Annotated in this window: 17 protein-coding genes; 3 read left to right on the top strand and 14 right to left on the bottom strand. The window is 39.7% G+C overall.

Features of this window, described 5'->3' with window-relative positions:
* Positions 1-26 precede the first annotated feature (26 nt).
* Positions 27-2,954 carry a Cna B-type domain-containing protein gene (locus CEY16_RS08225; protein ID WP_162297898.1) on the bottom strand — a complete coding sequence of 976 codons (2,928 nt, stop codon included), beginning with the start codon at positions 2,952-2,954 and terminating at the stop codon, positions 27-29.
* A gap of 297 nt (positions 2,955-3,251) precedes the next feature.
* Between CEY16_RS08225 and CEY16_RS08220 the strand changes: the two genes are divergently transcribed.
* The 3 genes from CEY16_RS08220 to CEY16_RS08210 all read left to right on the top strand — a co-directional run bounded on the left by CEY16_RS08220 (position 3,252) and on the right by CEY16_RS08210 (position 6,672).
* Complete coding sequence (locus tag CEY16_RS08220) at positions 3,252-4,007, top strand: helix-turn-helix transcriptional regulator (protein ID WP_101331510.1); 756 nt, start codon at positions 3,252-3,254, stop codon at positions 4,005-4,007.
* Positions 4,008-4,243: 236 nt separating this feature from the next.
* Positions 4,244-5,578 carry a short-chain fatty acid transporter gene (locus CEY16_RS08215; protein ID WP_101331509.1) on the top strand — a complete coding sequence of 445 codons (1,335 nt, stop codon included), beginning with the start codon at positions 4,244-4,246 and terminating at the stop codon, positions 5,576-5,578.
* Between the two features lie 107 nt (positions 5,579-5,685).
* Positions 5,686-6,672, top strand: a complete 987-nt coding sequence (locus tag CEY16_RS08210) for a nuclease-related domain-containing protein (protein ID WP_162297897.1) — start codon at positions 5,686-5,688, stop codon at positions 6,670-6,672.
* Between the two features lie 136 nt (positions 6,673-6,808).
* Here the strand turns inward: CEY16_RS08210 and CEY16_RS08205 are convergent, their stop codons facing one another.
* The 13 genes from CEY16_RS08205 to CEY16_RS08145 all read right to left on the bottom strand — a co-directional run bounded on the left by CEY16_RS08205 (position 6,809) and on the right by CEY16_RS08145 (position 20,279).
* Entirely contained in the window at positions 6,809-7,708 is a 900-nt protein-coding gene (locus tag CEY16_RS08205; protein ID WP_101331507.1) for a DMT family transporter, read from the bottom strand.
* Between the two features lie 64 nt (positions 7,709-7,772).
* Positions 7,773-8,537 (bottom strand): IclR family transcriptional regulator, encoded by a 765-nt coding sequence (locus tag CEY16_RS08200; RefSeq protein WP_101331506.1) that lies wholly within the window; start codon positions 8,535-8,537, stop codon positions 7,773-7,775.
* 64 nt (positions 8,538-8,601) lie between these two features.
* Positions 8,602-9,861, bottom strand: coding sequence for a hypothetical protein (locus CEY16_RS08195; RefSeq protein ID WP_143484607.1), 1,260 nt, complete (start codon positions 9,859-9,861; stop codon positions 8,602-8,604).
* A 107-nt stretch (positions 9,862-9,968) separates the two neighbouring features.
* Positions 9,969-11,039: a tartrate dehydrogenase gene (locus tag CEY16_RS08190; RefSeq protein WP_101331781.1), complete on the bottom strand. Its 1,071-nt coding sequence runs from the start codon at positions 11,037-11,039 to the stop codon at positions 9,969-9,971.
* A gap of 16 nt (positions 11,040-11,055) precedes the next feature.
* Positions 11,056-11,820 carry a 3-oxoacyl-ACP reductase FabG gene (gene fabG, locus CEY16_RS08185; RefSeq protein ID WP_101331504.1) on the bottom strand — a complete coding sequence of 255 codons (765 nt, stop codon included), beginning with the start codon at positions 11,818-11,820 and terminating at the stop codon, positions 11,056-11,058.
* Positions 11,817-12,791, bottom strand: a complete 975-nt coding sequence (locus tag CEY16_RS08180) for an NAD(P)H-dependent flavin oxidoreductase (RefSeq protein ID WP_101331503.1) — start codon at positions 12,789-12,791, stop codon at positions 11,817-11,819. Before CEY16_RS08180 ends, fabG begins: the two co-directional genes overlap by 4 nt.
* Before the next feature lie 14 nt (positions 12,792-12,805).
* Positions 12,806-13,192 carry a PaaI family thioesterase gene (locus CEY16_RS08175; RefSeq protein WP_101331502.1) on the bottom strand — a complete coding sequence of 129 codons (387 nt, stop codon included), beginning with the start codon at positions 13,190-13,192 and terminating at the stop codon, positions 12,806-12,808.
* Positions 13,182-14,189: an NAD(P)-dependent oxidoreductase gene (locus CEY16_RS08170; protein ID WP_238378802.1), complete on the bottom strand. Its 1,008-nt coding sequence runs from the start codon at positions 14,187-14,189 to the stop codon at positions 13,182-13,184. The genes CEY16_RS08175 and CEY16_RS08170 overlap by 11 nt, the downstream gene beginning before the upstream one ends.
* Positions 14,190-14,285: 96 nt before the next feature.
* Positions 14,286-15,473, bottom strand: a complete 1,188-nt coding sequence (locus tag CEY16_RS08165; RefSeq protein ID WP_101331501.1) for a thiolase family protein — start codon at positions 15,471-15,473, stop codon at positions 14,286-14,288.
* A 15-nt stretch (positions 15,474-15,488) separates the two neighbouring features.
* Positions 15,489-16,637 carry an acyl-CoA dehydrogenase family protein gene (locus CEY16_RS08160; RefSeq protein WP_101331500.1) on the bottom strand — a complete coding sequence of 383 codons (1,149 nt, stop codon included), beginning with the start codon at positions 16,635-16,637 and terminating at the stop codon, positions 15,489-15,491.
* A gap of 14 nt (positions 16,638-16,651) precedes the next feature.
* Entirely contained in the window at positions 16,652-17,431 is a 780-nt protein-coding gene (locus tag CEY16_RS08155) for an enoyl-CoA hydratase/isomerase family protein (RefSeq protein WP_101331499.1), read from the bottom strand.
* Between the two features lie 11 nt (positions 17,432-17,442).
* Positions 17,443-18,288, bottom strand: coding sequence for a 3-hydroxyacyl-CoA dehydrogenase (locus CEY16_RS08150; protein WP_101331498.1), 846 nt, complete (start codon positions 18,286-18,288; stop codon positions 17,443-17,445).
* A 20-nt stretch (positions 18,289-18,308) separates the two neighbouring features.
* Positions 18,309-20,279: a TRAP transporter permease gene (locus tag CEY16_RS08145; RefSeq protein WP_101331497.1), complete on the bottom strand. Its 1,971-nt coding sequence runs from the start codon at positions 20,277-20,279 to the stop codon at positions 18,309-18,311.
* Between the last annotated feature and the right edge of the window lie 23 nt (positions 20,280-20,302).

Below are 20,302 nucleotides of genomic sequence, written 5' to 3'. Positions count from 1 at the left end.
TGTCACTTCGTAGTTGTGTTAATAACTTAATCAACGTGCTTTCCTCGTCTGAGCAATGCCCACATGGCTAGCATCATGATGATGATACCGATCGTATAGAAGCCAACGGAGCCTATTCCACCAGTAGCTGGAATTTCCCATCCTTGAAGCGTATTGACTACATCTTTTTCTACGTGCTCGTCACCAACTTCATCTCCGGTAATTGACACGTCGATTGGAGAAATAAGCTTTCGGTAACCACTAGGAGCTTTCAATTCGAATAATTCGTAATCTCCTAGTTCAAGATCTTCGAAAACTGCTATTCCATCTACAGTGTCTACTGTTTCAATCAAATTACCTTGTAGGTCGTAAAGACCGAATGTCGCGTAGTCACTTGTAATTACGTTTCCTTCTTCATCCACCTTTGTTACGGTCAGTGAACCGATAATTTTTTCATAAACGTAAGTGACTGTTTGAGGGTCTTCAGTAAACTCTCCAGAAGGATCACCGATCACTTCTTTAAATCTATAACCATCGATTTCTTTTTGCTCAGTGTTATAAGAATCCCCTATGTTACCACTGAAGACTTCCGAATCAGCTATCTCATTCCCATCTTCATCCTCGTATTTTGCTGTAACGTCTCCACCGGCTTTTATTGTATTTGTGATCGTAAGCTTTCCTCCAAATACAGCACTGTAGCTTACGTCATAGATATCTGAAACATCTAATTCTATTGCACTATAAGTTATCGATTCTCCTGTTGTGGCATCAAAGTTTCTTAAATCAGTAAATGTGGCTGACCACGAGTTAGCTTCGTTAAGAATCATCGTCACTCCGGTTGCTTCTCCGTTAGCCAACAATTCAACCGTAACTGATTCTAACTCTGGCCCCTCCCATACCTTTTCAACTGGCAAACTTGTAGTAGTGTCATTCGTATTCGTGAAAACGAATCCTTCCTCAACCGAACCCTCAACCTCTGTTGAGTAGTCATCCAATTCGACTTCTTCAACAGTGTATTGAATCTCTACACCAGTCGCATCATCGAACTTATTCAGGTTTTCGAATGAGCCTTGCCAATTATTTGAATCATTTAATACAAGCTCTAGTCCAGTATGAATACCATCAGCAAAAAGCTTGAACGTGGCTTCTTCTAAACCTTCACCAATCCATTCTTTGGTGATAGGGATACTTATTTGATCAGGGTTGTAAGTGTTGGTGACAGTCATACCATTTAACGTTTTATCATAGTTCACTGGCACTTCTACCTCATCTACGAAAAATTCATATAAACGACCATAAGGGTCATACTTATTCACATCTTCCCAAGTGTAGCTCCAAGCAGGGTCTTCCGTACCGTCAACTACCCCTGTAGCCACTTCCACAGCCGGTTCACCATCCACCCCGTGGAATAAAACAAGATCGACTGCAGGTCTTGTATCTCCACCAACCCATAATTTTTCACCAGTAACATCGATTTTCGGGACAATAATCTCTATGGTTCCTTCAACATCATGGCCCTTACCGACTTGACTATTTATTTCTATGACATATTGCCCTCCATCAAGTAGTCCAAGACTGCTAAGTGGAAATTTGGCGACCGCCCAGTGTGCATCCTTCTTGTTTCCTTGAGGGTCGACGTGTTCGTAAGTGGTACCGCCTATTATCAAGTCAACACTTGGTGCAAACTCATCAATATCTGTGGAGGAAATACCATTAATAACGACTTCTTCTACACCATGAGTAGATTCAACAGCTATATAGACAGTTCCTTGGTAGGACCAAAGCAACTCAGGATACGTATGCTGATTCTGAGATGCTCCACTAAGAACAGTTTCTGCTACAATTGCATTTGAATCTATGTGATACTCGTTCGAAGCTTGATGTGTCAAAATACCGAAATTACCTGTCGATTGCATAGACAAAATCTCTTCTGAGTCATTACTTTCTTCGTCTTTTTTCTTACTACTTTCCTGAGTATCTTCCTGTTTTTCCTCAGAGTTATCTTTTGCTACTTCTTCAGCATCTTTCTTCTCATTGTCTTTTGTGGAGTCTTCAGATCCTGACTGATTTCTAGATTGATCTTTTTCAGAATCTTCTCCTTCCGACTCTCCCTCATCTCCGTTCTTTTCTTCTGGTTGATCTTCTTCAGAATTTTCTCTTTCCGGGTCGGGGTCATCATCTGACGTTCCTTCTCCACCATCATCACCACCTGACGTATTTTCTTGAAGTTCTTCTTTCGGGACGATATATGTGTGTGTAAAAGTGGTACCATTTTGGACCGTATCGAATTGTTCGAGTGGTTCGCTGTAGACGGAATATTGTCTAACAGATCCATCTGAAGCATATTTTTGTAGTTCGTTAAATGTGTGACTTGCTTGACCGTTTGATATGGTCGAAGAGTCAACCACTTGACCTGCACTATCCATCACATGTATATTCACGCTAGGAAGTGCTAAGTCTGTTGGAGCATTTAAGAAACTTTGCTGTACTGTTAGCTCCACTTTTGTATCCGGAACGATAAATACTTCATCAAACGCTTCATAAGTTTGACCAGCTATTTCGGCTCTACCTAAGAGTCTGTAATTCATCACGTCTGGCTGGTTAATAAGAGTCGTAATTTCAAATTCATAAGTGCCAGGTCCATTTGATAGAGAAAATTGATAGCCACTAGACGATGAATGTACTCCGAAATCTGAAGGTGAACCGTTTAATAGCTTAGTTCCGACTTGGCCGTGCCCTAGACCTGAGGATAGATTCAATGATCCATTTACAGGTTCGTCCAATTCCTCTTGCAAAAAAACGGTGACTTTCCATCTGATTGAATCGTTGTTTTTTTCTTGAACCTGCACTTTGAATTTGCTGGCATCAGAACTATACATTGATGAAGCAGACGCAGAATTCATGAATGACGGTAATATCGGATTCACCATCAGAAAGAAAATCGAAAACAAAGAAATTACCTTCAAACTCTTCATTCTTCTTCCTCCTTTCATAAAATTGGATTATTTTCCCCTTCATAGTGCTAAGTTTAGATTTTTCAGAAAATATAAGTTGTAAAATAGGGACAAAATAGCATATAATAGTGGTACAAAAGTTTCAATATTGTGAACTTTGGTAATTTTCAGTTATTTACTTCGAAAACTGAAATAATTACCGGAAAAAGAGAATCTTTTTATTTCGACAAGATTAGGAGGTGAATTTTTTACGGATTGGCTTGGGTGGTCTTTCTATAGGGGAAAATATCTATAGCGTGTATCGAGGTGATACTAACAATGTCAAATGACCTGTTGTACACTGCAAACACTAAACAGGATTCGCAGCTTTACCTTTTGTTCGCTATCAAGGAAACGATCGAGGAATTCGATCCAAAGGTCTTAGCCAGCTTGGAACAAAAGAATCAGATTGCGGCTGAGAATTATCTTACCGAGCTGTGTTTCCGTTTATTAGATATACCTGAGGAAGATCATTTATTTACATTTAGAATTTATTTCACGAGCCTGATTACTGAAATCATCCGAAGATTCACACTTAGGGGAAGGTTGCAATCCCAGCACCTATCGAACGGCTGGGCAGTCATTGCAACCGTGGAGAATTGGGAAACAGTAGCAGAGTATTTATCCTCGATTCCATGGTTTGTCGACAAAGCTATCAAATATGTAATTGCTGAAACAGCGATTGTCGAATTTACACCTACTATGGGTCGAATTCTAAATCTAATAAATGATAATCTCGAAGGTAATCATTTGTCACTTAGGTGGATATCTGCTGAACTAAAAATCTCCCCATCTCACTTATGTAATATTTTCAAAACAGATATGGATGAGACGTTAAGTTCATTTATTAATCGGAGAAAAATCCAAGAAGCAGCATATGATATCAAACATACTTCACTCACTTTGTCTGAAATAGCGATAAAATACGGCTATGGAAGCCAAAGCTATTTCATCAAAACTTTCCGTAAATATATGGACACGACGCCGCTTAAGTATAAACGGAATCATTTTGAGGAGTTGAAAGAGACAAAATAGAATGACTGAAAAGCTTGAATGCACTAATATCTTTAGGAAAATGCAAAAACCACCCGACCGTTAAAAGTTGGGTGGTTTTTTCTCATTATAAAGCTTAATTTAGTTCACAATATTGTAATAATTCATTGAATTCAGTAATATTTTTAAATATAATGAAACTTGAGTTTTCAAATTGTAAGCGCTTTCTGTTATTTATGCTTCAATTTGGTTACTAAAATAGAATAAGGAGGAATATTATGTTAAAAGGAATGACCTCATTTTTTAACCGAATCGTCCAACGCTATTTACCGGACGCATTCTTATTTGCACTTATTTTAACGTTTATCGTGTACATTCTAGGTGTTCTTTTCACTGATAGTGGACCTGTACAAATGGTCGAGCATTGGGGTACCGGATTTTGGGACTTGCTTCAATTTGCCATGCAAATGTCGCTAATCGTTGTGACGGGTTACATATTGGCTAACACCCCGCTAGTGAAAGGGTTCCTGCAAAAATTAAGCAATCTAGCTAATACTCCCGGCCAAGCGATTGTCCTTGTTACAATCGTGGCGTCAATTGCATGTTTGATCAACTACGGTTTCGGACTGATTGTAGGGGCACTTCTATCTTTGCACGTAGCAAAGAGAATCCCTTCTGTAGATTATCGTTTATTAATTGCTGCAGCGTATAGTGGTTTCTTATTGTGGCACGGTGGTCTATCAGGGTCCATTCCCCTCACGATTGCAACAGATGATCACTTTTTGATGGACTCAGTGGGAAGCATACCTATCACTGAAACATTATTCAGTGGAATGAACTTATTCATCGTTTTTGTATTACTTGTAACATTGCCTTTAATGAACTGGTTGATGAACCGATCAAGTGATTACACCGGCACATTGGATCCTGAGTTTTTAAATGCACAAACAGAGTCAACTAAAGTGGAAGATGCACCGAAAAAAGAGGAGATGACTCCTGCAGAAAAACTAGAGAACAGTAAAGCCGTATCAATGATTATTGGTTTACTCGGTCTTACGTTCATCTTTATCCATTTCATCAACAACGGTTTTGACTTGAATATCAACATCGTTAATTTCATCATGTTATTCCTTGGAATCATCTTACACGTCAACCCTCGACGCTATTTGAATGTAATCAATGACGCCGTTAAAAACGCTGGAGGAATTATCATTCAGTTCCCATTCTATGCTGGGATCATGGGCATGATGGTCGCTTCAGGATTGTCCGAACAAATGTCATTATGGTTCGTCAACATTTCGAATGAAGTAACATTTCCATTATTTGCATTCATAAGCGCAGGAATTGTAAACTTCTTTGTCCCTTCAGGTGGAGGCCAATGGGCTGTACAAGGTCCAATCATGATTGGAGCAGCTTCAGACCTTGGAGTAGACACTGCTAAAACTGCAATGGCAGTAGCATGGGGTGACGCTTGGACGAATATGATCCAGCCATTCTGGGCCCTACCATTACTCGCTATCGCGGGACTTAAAGTTAAAGACATCATGGGCTTCTGTATGGTAATACTAATTTGGAGCTTCGTCCCAATCGCATTAGCACTATTGTTGTTTTAGTAGAATTTGAACGGAAAAGTGACGCAATAAATATGAAGACTTCCAGTGAACGCTGGAAGTCTTTTTCATGTATAATAATAGTTATTTTGCTAAAAGGAGTTGTTGTGTTGAAAATACGGGAGCATCATCCACCAAAAAAGCTGTTGCAGGCACTAAGTTTAGAAGAAAGATTTCCTACCCATCACCCGCTCTACCCTCTAATACTCAAAACCTTGCGTCGCGAGAAATCAGGTTTTTCAGGAGAGAAAAAGATAGATTTTTATTTACACCGTCTGCAATTCCCCTACGTAGGTTTACATAGCGTACGCCTCGCTCAGAATCAAGTCCACTTCCAAGTCGACACCTTAATGATAACCCCAACTTTTATAACACTTGTTGAAATCAAAAATCATTCAGGAACCATTCGATTCCACTCAGGAAAAATGCATCAAGATTATAATGGAACCACCGAATCTTATGACGACCCGATTACTCAAGTGAATGAACAAAAAGAATTATTAAGAGCTTGGCTAGATGAACGCGGTTATACTGATTATCCGCTTGAGACACTCGTCGTTATGGGCAACTCCAACTCTCACCTTCAAATTGATCCTTCCCAGATTCACCACTTAGATCGAGTGATTCCAATTAATCTTTTCAACGAAAAAATGCGTGAGTTGAATGAAAAGTACGACCGGAAGAGGATTCTTCTAAGCGAGTGTCATAGACTGGGGAAATTGATAGACTCTCATTGCGTGATGAATGAAACCTGCTTATTAGAAGCTTTATCGATTCCACCCTCTCAAATAATTAAAGGAGTTCGATGTCCAGAGTGTAACAGAATTAGTATGAAACGAATAAAACTTCGTTGGGAATGTTCTTTTTGCAAAGCCAGAACACACACTGCGCAAATCAATACCTTTAAAGATATGTATCTATTATATGGACCTACTTTCAACAACAAATCAGTGTGTGAATTTTTTGATATCGATTCTAATGATTTTGCTTACTATCTTATTAAATCAATGAACTTCAAAAAGTTAGGTAGAGGAAAAGGAAGTATCTATCACATGAGGTTCGATCGTACTAAAGAGTTCACCTATTTACTGAAATAGTTACGGATAAACTATAAATAGTTACGGATAAATACATAAAATATCCCATTTATGGTGTGTAAATAGGTGAAAATATGCCGAATTTCTAAAAATAGTTACGGATAAACTGGGGTGGATCCCTTCACACCCACTAACTCTAACGCCGCACACTCGACAGCCAAACTCCGCTCAATATCAACGTAGATCCTATCAACACGCTCGCCGTCAGAACTTCACCCAACAACAACCAGCCAAAAAATAGTCCGAACACTGGCACCAGCAAAGATGGCATGGTCGCACCGATCATATCGACGACGCTCAATAGCATGAACCACACCGTGAAACACAGTGCACTCGCCAACACACCAGTGAACAGCACATAATAGACACTCTCGGCCGTCCAAACTACAGTTTCTCCACCTTCTGCAAACCAAGCCACCAACGTGATTCCGATCGTACCGAACAACATCTGATATGCATTAACTTGGAGCTTCGACAACTCGCCTAGCTTCAAACGGTAGTAAATATTCGAAGCGCCCCATGACACTGCAGCCAAAACGATTAGAAACTCTCCCCACAGCACTTCCGCTGACTGACGACTGAGCGCATCCGCCCCCATTACAACGAGGAGCCCCGCTACGCCCAAACCGACTCCGCCCCAACGAAGCGCTGATATTTTTTCCCGTAAAAAGAAAGCCGCAAGTAACCCACTCCACAAAGGCATTGAGTATAACAAGAGCGAAGACTTCCCAGCATCGATAAATTTCAAAGCATACATAACTAGTAAAAAGACGACGCTCGTTTGCAATATGCCGACGACAATTAAATGTGAAATCGCAGACTTTGGCGGGCGACCCACTCGTAACAGCCAAACAATGGTCAACATAGTTGCGGCCCCCGTTCCAAAACGTAACGCCGAAAATGTGTACGGACCCATATAGCGAAGTGCGTCTTTCATGAGAACCCATGAATACCCCCAAATTAAAGTTATCAATAAAATGAGCAGCCATTGTGCCCATTTTCGTTCACTGATTGTATGTATAAATGATGACTGCATAAAACCACTCCTACCCCACATTATAAATGAAAAAGAGGCTGCCTTCAGCAACCTCTCCCTCTAATCAATCGATTCGGTTGTAACCTAACTCATAAGATATTTTTTCAGCAGTTGATTGAACCTTTTCAAGAATCAAATCCTGTTTTTCTTTTTCAAACGTTGTCAAAACCGTGCTCACTCCAAGTGCAGCTACAATCTTTCCGGTAAAGTCATAGATTGGTGCAGAAAATCCGATTGTATCTTTAAAGCTTTCTGAACGGCTAATCGAATAACCTTCTTCCCGGATATTATAAATTTCTTTCATAATTTCTTTCTCATTATCTATTGTATTTGGTGTCCTCTTGTTTAAAGGAACCCTCTTGAAATATTCATATATTTCTTCATCAGTCTTGCTGGACAAAAGCAATTTCGGAGCAGAGCCCGCATACAATGGCGCACGTTCGCCCACCTTAACCACTAGTCGGATGTGTTTCTTACTTCCAATGGTCTCTATATATACCGCTTCATCGCCCTCGATTATTGTCAGATGCACCAATTCTTCCAGTTCATCGTTCAGTCTTTTCATAAAGGGCAAGGCAATATTCTTGTATGTTAACTGTTTTTCTACCAACTTACCTAGTTCGAGAAGTTTAATCCCTAAACGATATTGCACATCATGTTGAGAGTTGCGATCTTTAATCAACAAACCCGCCTCTTCAAGTGAATTGACCAATCGGTATATAGTTGTCTTAGGCATACCAGTCAATTGTGCTAACTCCACTAAAGAAAGGTTTTGTTTAATTTTAAAATAGTCCAATAAACCGATCGCCTTTACTAAACTCTTGCTCATATTTAAGAAACTCCTTAATTCTTTTATACTTCCAAAGTACCATTAATTGTTGAATGAATCAAAGTTATGGCTGTAATTGAAGAATATCGATTAGATATACAAACACAAAAGCCATTACAAAGACTCCCGCAAAAAATAATCCATTCCACCTGTAGGCTACAGTTAATCCATTATTCCTTACACACTGGCTAATTATTATATTCAGAGCGTTCAATGGACTGAGTGCGGCTGAAAACATCCATGTGAAAATGCACATGAATGCGGCAGAATATAAATTAACCCCTACATCGGGTGAGATTAAAAGTGTCAGGATAATAGGTATGATAACGATTTGATGAATCCCCATCATAGCGACTAATGTCACTAAAACTATGATTAAAAAGAAGAGAAGAAAAACAGATTTAGATGTCGACCAAATGATGGCCGTTTTTAATATATCGGTGATTGGTGTATGTAATAGTGCATTTCCAAATAGCCCCGCACTTAAAAATAGTGAAATTTCTAGGCTTGAAAAACTTGAAACGTGTTTCTTATAAAGTTGGAATTCTTTATAGAAGACGCCCCACTTATTCACTATTAAATTATAGACAATCGGAACACTCACACACATGATCGAAACCAATAATAACATGGAATAATTAGTCATCAGCTCTAATGATACTAGTAACATGATAAGACCTATTACATAGAGTACGAGTTTAGTATTATAAAAATCTCTGAACTTGACAGAACTGATTTCAGCCTCCGTAGAAAGTTTTTCACCTGAATAATTCAACAGAAGAACAGCTAATATAATTTGAATCACTACAAAGACTAAACCGATTGGAAGATATGATAAGTACGAAATCTCGGTCAAATACAAAACCATCCCGACCGAAGCGAAAAAAGGTGACCAAAGTACAGCTGGTGTGAACCCTTGATAATAGGCATTTGACAGTAACTTTCGGTTGACCTTTATATCACCGATGAAACTGTGTACAATTCTCAAAGAACCCATGTTTAAAATAGGAGACATAAGAAACACAAAAGAGGAGATTCCATAGAACATCTTCTTTGGTTCATGTTGTACCTGAACCAATTTTGAGACGACTGACTGGATAACTCCCTCTTGTTTTAAAGGGATAGAAATGAGCGGTGCAAGAAGGATAATCGACAACAATGCCAAGTTTTGAGTTATGCCTTCTAACAGCTCCACTCCACTATTCCCATAATAAAAATGTATTAGGCTTCCACCGAACAATAACAACCCCGTTAACAGCTTCCCCTTCACCTTTAGTCTTAAAAAGGCACTCATGAATACAACAAAACATAGGATTTGGTACAAGCCTTCCCACTCGCTCAAATCTAATAGATTATAAATGATATAAAATCCACACATTATCATGACGAGCACAAAATATTTCATTTTTTACCCGGCTTTCAATTCAAAAATTATTTTAGTTCTTTCAATTTAAGACAGAAGAAATCGCCTAGTCCGTCTGTAGTTGATTTTCCACCCATATCAGGAGTCAATTCACTTTCATGAACTAATACATCCTCTAGCGTTTTTTCAATCTTGTCAGACCATTGCTTCTCTCCAAAAAAGTCCATCATTTGTGCAACTGACCAAATAGCAGCTAAAGGGTTTGCTAAACCTTTTCCAGCAATATCTGGGGCAGAGCCATGAACCGGCTCAAACATGGACGGATACTTCTTCTCAGGATTAATATTGGCTCCAGTTGCTACGCCTAGTCCTCCAGTAATAGCCGCACCAAGATCAGTCAAAATGTCTCCGAACAGGTTTGAAGTTACCACTATCTCAAAACGTTCAGGTTCCCTTACGAAAAACATGCTCGCAGCATCGACTAAATATGATTCAGTTTCAACTTCAGGATAATCAGTAGCGACCTCATTAAATACTTGATCCCAGAAGACCATGGAATAATTCAGTGCATTAGCCTTACTGATACTCGTCAATTTCTTCTTCTGTCTTCTCGCTTCTTCAAAAGCATAACGAATAATTCTCTCCGTCCCTTTACGTGAAAATACACCTGTTTGTAAAACGACTTCCTCTGGATTTCCCTCGAATAACCAGTCCCCTTTTCCTGAGTACTCACCTTCACTGTTTTCACGGATGACGAGGAAATCGATATCCTCTCTACTTTTCCCTTTCAAAGGGGTCAATCCTGGATGAAGTAGCTTGACTGGTCGGAGATTAACATATTGATCAAACCCTTTTCGGATTTTAAGAAGCAAATCCCAGAGTGATATGTGATCAGGCACTGTAGGGTAACCTACAGCCCCAAGATATATAGAATCAAAACTTGAGAGTTGATCCAAACCATCTTCAGCCATCATCTTTCCTGTTTCAAGATAATATTCACATCCCCAAGGAAAGTCCGTGAACTCAAACTCTATATTTTCATCTAACGATTCAACTGTTTTTAAAACTTTAACCCCTTGCTTGATGACTTCCTGCCCAATTCCATCGCCAGGAATCAACGCAATTTTTTTCTTATTCAAATAACCACCACCAGATTTAATTTTTAGGTCCTCCTGCAACATAGAGAACCTGTCCAGAAACAAAAGAGGATTTTGGATGGGCAAAGTATTCTACTGCATGTGCAATGTCCTCAGTGGATCCTGTTCTTCTTACTGCAATACCTTTTACTTTTTCACTCTTCAATTCTTCATAGGAAATATTCAACCGCTTCGCTACTGCTTTTGTCATTTCTGTCTCAATAAAGCCAGGAGCAACTGCATTGGCAGTAATATTGAATTTTCCCAATTCTAAAGCCAAAGTTTTAGTGAAGCCTTGCATACCTGCTTTAGCTGCTGCATAATTTGCTTGACCTTGATTACCGAGTGCAGAAGCAGATGATAAGTTTATAATTCTTCCATATTTATTTTCTACCATCCATCTCTGAGCATATTTCGTACAAAGAAAAGCACCCTTTAAGTGAACATCCATTACACTTTCCCACTCATCAACATTCATTTTAAAAAGCAGATTATCTCTCGTAATACCTGCATTATTCACTAAAATGTCGATTGTTCCATTCTTTTTTCCGATGCCGTCTATCACCTCAGAAACTTGTTTTTCATCAGTAACATTCATCACTCTAGTATCGTGCTTCACATTTTCTTCTGATAAAAACTCAGAAGCTTCATTCAAGGCAACTTCGTCCAAATCTAGAATATAAACATTTGCTCCGTTCTGGCCTAAGGTACGAGCAATCTCTAGTCCGATTCCCCTTGCAGCTCCCGTTACTATTGCAATCATTCCTTCAAAAGTTTTCATCAATTTAACCCCTTCTCACTACTTGTTTGATTCAATCTCTCAAGTTGCTTCTCGCAAACTTCAACGATTGAATCTACTATCTGCTTAACAGGTTCTATTTTTTGAACCAGCCCAACAGACTGACCTAAAGACATAATTCCGCTATTTTTGTTCCCCTTATATATCAACTCTTTATATGTTTCTCCATTTATAAAAGGCAGAATATCTTCCAGCGTTCCACCATTACTTTCGATTACTTGAAGTCGCTGGGCATTATCGGTAGACCATACACGATTGTGTTTTTTTATCGACTTCTTTACGATAGTAGTATCTGAAATATCAACATGTAGAAGCTCTTCTTTAATTACTGGATGTAAAATACTTTCTTCGGAGAATAAAAATCTCGTGCCCATCTGAATAGCAGACGCACCTAACGACAGTGCAGCTAAAAGTGATTTCCCTGTTGCAAAGCCCCCTGCTGCAATAACTGGGATGGATAACTTCGGTACGATTTCTTGAAGCAGAATCAATGACGAATGATCTTCAGGTCCAGGGTGTCCTCCACCCTCATAACCATTGATTACTACGGCATCACAGCCAATCTCTTCCGCTTTTTTAGCAAATCTCAAATTCGGTGCCACATGGACCACAGTGATATGATTTTCCTTAAACTTACTCATATACTTTTGGGGATTATTACCTGAAGTGAACACAATTGGAACACCGGCTTCGATAACTCCTTCAACGAATTCATCCATCGGTCGTCTGATGCCAATTGCAATGTTCACCCCGAACGGATTATCAGTCTTATTCCGGACATTTTCAATATCTCGCTTCATTTCAAATTTGTTTCTATAGCTGCCAGCCGTAATTAATCCTAATGCACCTGCCTCGGACACTGAGCCCACAAGTTCAGACGTACCTAGCCCTTGGAGGCCACCTTGAATAATCGGATATTTGATATTAAATAAATCAGTTATTGCAGTACGTATCATTTCCTCACTCCGTCCTAAAGTTTAAAGGTGCCTGTTGCGTGAGCGGCAGTTTCATTATTAGAATCATATATTTTCGCTTCAATCAAAGCTGTGCTATTCGTTTTTTTAACAACATTTGCTGCGGAGTATAGATTCTCTTCCTTCAATGATTTAAGAAAATTTATGCTCAATTGGAGGGTAGCAACCTCCCTTGACCCAAGCGACCTCGCTGTCATTCCCATCGTTGTGTCTAGCAATGAAGCGTAAATCCCACCGTGGATCGTGTTTCTTACATTGACGAATTTCTCATTATAAGGTAATCGTAACTTGACAGCTCCAACTTCTAAGCTATCAATTTCAAGGCCTATAAAATTCCAAAAATTGCTCCCCTCGAAATCCGTTCTTAATTTGCTATGGTCCACTTTTAAATCCCTCTTCCTTTAACATTTTCAAATTAGCCACCGTTGCTACTTGTTCTCCTCGGATCACTTTCAATAGGTTTTTCGTGATAATGCAAGAGGTTTCCCTCGCAGCTTCCTCACTGATTCCACCTATATGAGGTGTCAATAACACATTATCCAACTTATAGAGAGGGTGGTCTGCTTCAGGTGGTTCATTGGAGAATACATCTATACCCGCTCCCATCAACCACTTCTTTTCAAGTGCATATGCAAGGTCTTTTTCATTAATAACTCCACCTCTAGCTGTGTTGATGAATACGGATGTCGGTTTCATCATCTGGAAATAATATTCATTAATTATCTTTTCAGTCTCGTTAGTCAAAGGAATATGCGTACATACGACATCGCTGAATTTGAACACTTCTTCCATAGATGTCGTCAATCGTACCCCAAGCTTATCTGCTGCCTCTTTGTGCTTCTCTTTAATTTCTCTAACAAAGACTTTGACTTCCATTTCAAATCCATTTCTTAAAATCTTAGCTACCCTTTGGGCAATCGAACCGAAGCCGACCAACCCAAGTTGCTTCCCTTTCAATTCGTAGGTGAACCTTTCATTTCTGATTGAGAAATTACCTTTTCGGGTTTCGGTATGAAAGGGTAGAAGATGTTTATACAAAGCTAAAATAAAACTTACAGTATGCTCAGCGGTAGCATTACTATTAATCTTCGGGGCATGAAGCACTCTTATCCCCATCTTAGAGGCGTATTCGACATCAATATTATCGAGCCCGACCCCTGCTCCAGATATAGCCTTGACTGAATGCCCACACGCATCAATAATCTTCGAATTGATCCTCGCAGGTGCCCTCAAAATTATTCCGTCTATATCGTTCTGCTTTAGAATTTTTGTGATATTTTCTTCACTGTAATCATTTGTTTTGATAACGTTGTCATTTGCGTGTAATACTTCCTCGCCTGAAGAATGATACATGGGCAATATTTGAAGAATGTTCGCCACTAAGAAAACCTCCTGATGTTATCACTAAAATAGCTATGTATTTGAGAAAAAAATGTGGTAAAAAAGCCAGTAACTCATGTACTGGCTTCTTTACTATTAATCTAAATATTCTATGATAGTAGAGATGCCTTGACCTCCACCGATACAAAGTGTGACTAATCCATACTTTTCATTTCTTCTTTCCATCTCATGAAGAAGTTTAGTCACCAAGATTGCTCCAGTAGCACCTATCGGATGACCCAACGCAATCGCTCCACCATTGACATTCACCTTTTCTAAGTCCATCTTCGCTTCTCTGATTACAGAAAGAGCCTGCGCAGCAAAAGCTTCATTCAATTCAATCAAACCTATATCGTCAATTGTCAGATTACATTGCTTTAAAGCTTTTTCAGTTGATGAAACAGGACCGATTCCCATGACATCAGGTCCTACACCACTGACTGCTTGCGCGATGATTTTTGCTTTCGGTTTAATGCCATATTCTTTCACCTTTGCTTCATTCATCATCACGACAGCTGCTGCGCCATCATTTCTTCCACTCGCGTTACCAGGGGTGACAGAGCCACCTTCTTTAAAAACAGCTGGTAGCTTTGCTAGCTTCTCTAAAGAGGTCAAACGAGGGTGTTCATCTTTCTTAAACTCGAAACTAGATTTCCTTTCTTTGATTTCAATCGGTAAGATTTCATCATCGAAACGTCGAGATTCAATAGCTTCCGTTGCCAGCGTTTGGCTTCTATGAGCAAATTCATCTTGATCTTCTCGGCTCACCTGATACTGTTCAGCCAAATTCTCAGCCGTATAACCCATGGTCAAATCACCGTATTGATCTCTGGGCTGAGAACAAGGCTGGCTCTCCGTGTTAGGATCTAGTAACCATCCGTTACCTGCCCTATAACCGAATCGAGCATGTCTAATATAATATGGCGCCGTGCTCATACTTTCAGCACCTCCAGCAACCACTACATCCGAAAGCCCCATTTTAATTTGCATGTCAGCATTGTTAATAGCTTGAAGTCCAGATCCACATTGACGATGAACAGTGTATCCAGTCACTTCTTCTGGTAAATCTGCCTTTAATGCAGCCAATCGAGCTAAATTGGATGTATCCGCACTTTGTTTAGCCTGGCCCATGATGACTTCATCTACTTTTGCTGAAGGAGAGGTTCTTGCAAGTGCTTCTCTTATAACCTTTTCAGCCAGTACATCAACTTCAACATCTTTGAGTGCTCCACCCAGCTTGCCGACTGCTGTCCTTACTGAGCCAACAATATAAGCTTCATTCATTTGAAAACCTCATTTCTATTTCATTTCTCGTATTAATTCTCCAGCGATGATATTTCTTTGAATTTCAGATGTACCCTCATAGATTTTCGTGATTCTTGCATCACGGTAATACCTCTCGATAGGGTATTCTTTCATATAACCGATGCCCCCGTGTATTTGTACAGCTAGGTCAGCTACTTTGTTATAGACTTCAGATCCAAATAACTTTGCAGCTGCCGCCTCTCTAACAACACGATGCCCTTGATCCGCTTTCCACGCAACACGATAAGTCAGTGACCTCAATGCTTCAATTTGCATGGATATCTCTGAAAGCATGTGCTGTATCGCTTGCACTTCTAAAATCGGTTTGCCGAATTGTTCTCTCTCCTGAGCATAAGAAAGACAATGTTCCAATAATTTCTCGCAGGACCCTAAGTTTCTTGCTGCAAGCCCCGCTCGACCATTCGCTAAAATTTTGAGAGCATTTACATAACCACGATTTACTTCTCCAAGCACATTCTCTTCAGGAACTTCCATATCTTCAAAGAACAGCTCAGCGGAATGTGACCCTTTCAGCCCCATCTTTTCTTCCACATTACCTACAATGAATCCTGGGAAATCTTTCTCGACAATAAAGGACGTTATTCCTTTTGCTCCTTTTTCGGGGTCGGTTACAGCCATAACAGTGAAAACATGTCCATCAATCGCATTTGTAATATAATGTTTAGAACCATTGATAATATATTTATCACCTTTTTTTACAGCTGTGGTTTTAAGGTTAGCTGCGTTCGATCCAGCACTAGGTTCAGTAAGCGCAAACGCACCAATCCATTCACCTGTTGCCATCTTTGGTAAATATTTTTGCTTTTGCTCTTCTGTACCGAGCTCCACCAACCCTGCAGTACCGATTCCAGTATGAGCACCAATAAGTGTGGTGTAACCATTATGCGTTTTACCTAACTCTTCATAAATGGCACATTTACCAACCATATCCAGCCCGAGACCCCCATACTCTTCAGGTATGCTAAGGCTGAATAGACCCATTTCTTTTGACTGTTCTACAATCTTTTCCGGAATTTGATTATTCTCCTCAATTTCCATAGCTACTGCTTCTACTTCATCTTTAACAAATTTTCGAACGTTCGATCTTAGAAATTCTATATCCTCTGAAAAATTAAAATCCACGTATGCTCAACTCCTTAGCGATTATTAAAGTCTGGCTTTCTTTTTTCCAAAAAAGCGCTGGTGCCTTCATTTTTATCCTCAGTACCGAACACAATTGATTGCGATAGCTTTTCGATCCACATGCCAGCATCCTCCGAAAGGTCGGAGCCTTTATGGACTGCAAATTTTGCTAGATGAATAGCTATCGGTCCCTTTTTAGCAATAGAAGCTGCTACTTCTTCGACTTTTCCAATGTAATCTTCACCATCGACGAAGTAGTTCACAAGACCAATTCGCTCAGCCTCTTCACCATCGATGATTTTTCCTGTCAAAATCATGTCTAGTGCACGACTTTTACCAACCATTCTCGTAAGTCGTTGTGTGCCTCCTGCCCCGGGAATAATCCCCAAATTCAACTCAGGCAAGCCAAACTTTGCATTTTTAGTTGCTATTCTAATATCACATGCAAGGGAAAGTTCACATCCCCCACCGAGTGCAAATCCTTTTACAGCAGCAATGGTGGCTTTTTTGCAGTTTTCTATTTTTGTATATAAAGCCTGCATCCCCGGAACCAAAGCTTCTATCGAAGTTCTTTCCTTCAATTGATTAATATCAGCCCCTGCAGCAAAAGACTTTTCGCCGGCACCCTGAAAGACGATGACCTTAACTTGATCGTCGTTTTCAGCATCAATCAGAGCTTCTTCGATGTTACTTAACATCACGCCATCCAATGCGTTGCGTGAATCTGGACGGTTTAAAGTAATCCAACAGACACTAGACTCATTTTCTACTTTGATATTTTGATATTCTTTCAAGGTCGGCCTCCTTATTGATAGTCATAAAAGCCTTTTCCACTTTTTCTGCCAAGACGTCCAGCTTTTACGTATTTGACTAAAAGTGGCGAAGGTCGATATTTTTCACCTAACGTTTCATATAGATACTCCATATTCCGCAAACGACTGTCTAACCCTACTAGGTCTGCGAGTTCTAATGGCCCCATAGGGTGGTTCAGCCCTAACTTCATAGATTTATCAATATCCTCTGCACTAGCTACACCTTCCATCAATAGGTTCATAGCTTCATTTCCTATCAAACAATTCATTCTAGAAGTCACGAACCCTGGGAATTCATTGACCTCAACAGCTTCTTTATTCAATTGATCAGAAATGCCTTTTACAAATGCCATAGTCTCATCAGAAGTCTCTAACCCTCTGATGATTTCAATCAGCTTCATTTTATGAACCGGATTGAAGAAATGCATCGCAACAACTTTATCTGGGCGAGAAGTTTGAGCTCCTATTTCTGTAGGACTCATTGTTGAAGTATTAGTAGCTAAGACAGTTTCCTTGCTACATAAAACATCCAGATTCTGAAAAATTTCAACCTTCAACTCCATTTTTTCCAATACAGCTTCAACTACTAAATCTGCATTCTTAGCAGCTTTTTCAAGACTAGTTTCATATTGAATATTTTCCATAGCATGATTGAATTGACCTTTTGTTATAAAGCCTTTTTCAATGCTTCCATTTAATAGTTTTTCAATTTCTTTTTTCGCCTCTTGTAATATTTCTTCTTTTAGATCGTTCAAATAAACTTTGAAGCCAGCGATCGCGGCGGTATACGCAATACCTTTTCCCATAACCCCAGAACCGACGACAGTTATTTGTTTCATATGACAACTCCTTAATGAATTTAGTTAGTTAATTGATTTTTTAGCAGATGTGTATTGAAACGCTTCTGGTATATGAATACTAATGCTAAGGTAAGTACTCCACCGACATCTGACCATATTCCTGGAACCACCATCAAAAGTGATCCTCCGAATAAAACCAAACGTTCATACCAGAAAGAGTCACGTAATAACCAGCCCTCCGTTGCTGCTGCTAAACCAGTTATTCCAATAATAGCCGTCAGAACAGACAATAGTATGGTTCCGATATCTCCAATCATTAATACTTCCGGACCGTAAACGAATAAATAAGGTACGATATATGCCGCTAAACCTAACCTTACAGCCGTCATACCTGTTTTCATCGGTTCGGATCCGGCTATTCCCGCAGCTGCGAATGCAGCTAATGCGACTGGAGGGGTAATTGCAGATAATGTTGCAAAATAAAAGACAAACAAATGGGCAGCAATAGGTGCTACACCCATCTCAGTTAAAGCAGGAATAGTTAATGGCACCTGCACAATATATGCCGCCACCGTAGGAAGCCCCATGCCTAGGATGATACTCGTTATCATCGTAAAGATGAGTGTGACAATCAGAATTCCGCCTGAAATGTCGATGATCATACCACTGAACTTAAGTCCGATACCTGTCAACCCAATTACACCAATAATTAAGCCAGCCGCAGCACAAGCAACAGCTGTTTCTAGTGAAGCCTTTGCTCCGAGATCCAAAGCCTTAACAATAGTTTTAAATTTTAATCTGTGAACTTTGCTTAATGCAGCTACTAAAATCGTTGCAATAATCGCATATAGACCAGCTCTCATAGGGGAGCTACCGTTTGCTAGCATATACACAATTAGTGCTAACGGGATAAAGAACAAGAATCCTGTCTTAAATACTGGCCAGAATTTTGGCACTTGTTCTTTCGGCAAACCTTCCAAACCGTTCCGACGGGCTCTCAAGTCCACCTGAATGAACAAGCAGACATAATACAAAACTGCTGGGATGATAGCTGCGGCAGCTACCTCAAGATAAGGTACTCCTAAATAAGCAGCAATGATGAATGCAGAAGCACCCATAATCGGAGGAACGATTTGCCCACCAGTTGACGCGACCGATTCAATGGCCGCCGCAAAATGCTTCCTGTAACCTGTCTTCCTCATCAAAGGAATAGTGAATGCTCCGGTTGTTACTGTGTTAGCCACTGCGCTTCCAGAAATGGTACCTAGAATTGAACTGGCAACTATTGCCGTCTTTGCCGGTCCACCCCGATATTTCCCCATCCCTGCTACGGATAAATTAATAAAAAATTGGCCAGCTCCTGATACTTCAAGAAACTTCCCGAATAGAATAAATAAGAAAATAAATGTGGCCGATACCCCGAGCGGGGTACTAAAAACTCCAGTAGTTGTAAAGTACAAGTGGTCAATAATCCACATTAAGTCAAATTCTCTGTGCCCGATTGCTCCTGTTAAATGATGCCCAAAAAATCCATAACCCAAGAAGAATAAAATGATAATCACTAACGCATTACCTACAACTCTTCTAGTTGCTTCTATGAGTAATATTCCGGCCAATACTCCAAGGCCAATTTCATAAGTTTTTAGATCTTCAATGTAGCTCATTCTAGATGCAATCTCTTGATGATTCATAACAAAATATGAATAACATACTCCTGATAAAATCATTAAAATCCAGTCGTACCAACCGATATGTACAGAGTTAGTAAGTTTTTTGGAAGGTTTGTAGATTGCAAATACTAATATCAATGCGAACCCTAAGTGCATTGATCTTTGAAATATTGAAGGAAATACACCGAAAAATGCAGTGTATAAGTGAAAAAGAGACATAAGAATTGCAACAAGGGAAACAACCCTTGCTACAACTCCTTTCATCTCTCTAATTTTAGGATTCTTTACTGCCTCATCCGCATAACTTTCAGATGAAGAATTGATGTAGGTTTCATTGTCGTATTTTTCCTGAGTAGACATAACTCCACTCCTTCACTATGTGA

The organism is Halalkalibacillus sediminis (assembly GCF_002844535.1).
Classification (GTDB): domain Bacteria; phylum Bacillota; class Bacilli; order Bacillales; family Alkalibacillaceae; genus Halalkalibacillus_A; species Halalkalibacillus_A sediminis.
This window is presented reverse-complemented; position numbering and strand designations above follow the sequence as displayed.

Coding starts and splice junctions, on each gene's coding strand:
- CEY16_RS08205 (WP_101331507.1), bottom strand. CDS start 7,708: ATGCAGTCATCATTTATACATACAATCAGTGAACGAAAATGGGCACAA.
- CEY16_RS08180 (WP_101331503.1), bottom strand. CDS start 12,791: ATGATACGTACTGCAATAACTGATTTATTTAATATCAAATATCCGATT.
- CEY16_RS08220 (WP_101331510.1), top strand. CDS start 3,252: ATGTCAAATGACCTGTTGTACACTGCAAACACTAAACAGGATTCGCAG.
- CEY16_RS08145 (WP_101331497.1), bottom strand. CDS start 20,279: ATGTCTACTCAGGAAAAATACGACAATGAAACCTACATCAATTCTTCA.
- CEY16_RS08215 (WP_101331509.1), top strand. CDS start 4,244: ATGTTAAAAGGAATGACCTCATTTTTTAACCGAATCGTCCAACGCTAT.
- CEY16_RS08200 (WP_101331506.1), bottom strand. CDS start 8,537: ATGAGCAAGAGTTTAGTAAAGGCGATCGGTTTATTGGACTATTTTAAA.
- CEY16_RS08150 (WP_101331498.1), bottom strand. CDS start 18,288: ATGAAACAAATAACTGTCGTCGGTTCTGGGGTTATGGGAAAAGGTATT.
- CEY16_RS08225 (WP_162297898.1), bottom strand. CDS start 2,954: ATGAAGAGTTTGAAGGTAATTTCTTTGTTTTCGATTTTCTTTCTGATG.
- CEY16_RS08165 (WP_101331501.1), bottom strand. CDS start 15,473: ATGAATGAAGCTTATATTGTTGGCTCAGTAAGGACAGCAGTCGGCAAG.